The organism is Vibrio makurazakiensis (genome assembly GCF_050337375.1).
Taxonomy (GTDB): Bacteria; Pseudomonadota; Gammaproteobacteria; order Enterobacterales; family Vibrionaceae; genus Vibrio; species Vibrio makurazakiensis.
In genome coordinates this window covers 1-1,328 of sequence record NZ_JAKJSW010000439.1, presented here as the reverse complement: position 1 = coordinate 1,328, position 1,328 = coordinate 1, and the positions used below count along the sequence as shown (strand labels likewise).

The window sequence follows — 1,328 nt, the reverse complement described above, 5'->3', positions numbered from 1 at the left end:
TCCTATATCTGATAGAGAAATAGAAGATTTTTTAAGTAATAAGTCACTAGATTTTTTTGCTACTATTGATGAAAAAGAAGCGATAGAAGGCGCTGACTTTGTAGTTGTAGCAACACCTACAGATTATGACCCAAAAACAAATAAGTTTAATACAAAATCTGTAGAGTCGGTAATTGAAAAAACAACTAAACTGAATAAGTATGCCACTATAATTATTAAATCTACAGTACCTGTTGGTTTTACTAAAGAATCAAGGGTGAAATTTAATAATGATAATATAATCTTCTCACCAGAGTTTTTGAGAGAAGGGAAAGCACTGCATGATAATTTACACCCCTCTAGAGTTATTATAGGCTCCAACTCTCCTAAAGCTGTTCAGTTTGGTCAGTTACTAGTTGAAGGGGCTGTTGATAATGAAGTCCCATTATTGTTGACAGAATCAACAGAAGCGGAAGCGATTAAATTGTTTTCCAACACTTATTTGGCTATGAGAGTGGCATATTTTAATGAGTTAGACACATATTCTGAATCTCATTTACTAAACTCTAGACAAATTATTGAAGGTGTATCTTTAGACCCAAGAATAGGCAATCACTATAATAACCCATCATTCGGCTATGGTGGCTACTGTTTACCTAAGGATACAAAACAGTTATTGAATAATTTCGACGATGTCCCGAATAACATCATTAAAGCTATAGTTGATTCAAATACAACAAGAAAAGACTTTATTGCAGAATCAGTACTATCTAGAAACCCTAAGAAAGTTGGCATCTACAGACTTATCATGAAGTCAGACTCTGACAACTTTAGACAATCTAGTATTCAAGGGATAATGAAGCGAATCAAAGCGAAAGGAATCGAAGTCGTAATTTATGAGCCAAATATGAATGAAGAGTACTTCTTTAACTCTAAAGTAGTTAGCGACCTTTCTAGTTTTATCGAAGATTCTGATGTTATTGTTGCAAACCGAATGGTTGAAGAGATTTCTTTTGTAAAAGATAAAGTTTATACAAGAGACTTGTTTGGAAGTGATTAGTCATAACATTATTAAAAACAAACTGATTAGCAACAGTTTGTGGCTAATTGTAGATAAGTGTTTTCTACTTATAGGAGGCCTTATTGTTACAGCAATGGTTGCAAGGTATTTAGGGCCTGAACAACTGGGTAAAATTAGTTTTGGGGTTACTTTATCTGTACTTTGTACAATTATTTCACAGTGGGGGGCAAGTTATACAATCTTTAACATGTCTTCAAAGAATGAGATAAAAACACTTGTAACAATCAGCGCTACTTTCTTACCTAGGCTGCTGTTTTATATATTAACC

General features: G+C 33.4%; 1 protein-coding gene and 1 pseudogene. Both read left to right on the top strand.

All coding sequences use genetic code 11. The features are described from left to right. Positions 1-1,039: nucleotide sugar dehydrogenase (locus L4C33_RS22290; RefSeq protein WP_428814560.1), on the top strand; the 1,039-nt coding region annotated here is incomplete at its 5' end. Beyond that, positions 1,026-1,328: pseudogene (locus L4C33_RS22285) on the top strand (hypothetical protein); the annotation flags it as partial. The gene L4C33_RS22290 and the pseudogene L4C33_RS22285, both read left to right, overlap by 14 nt.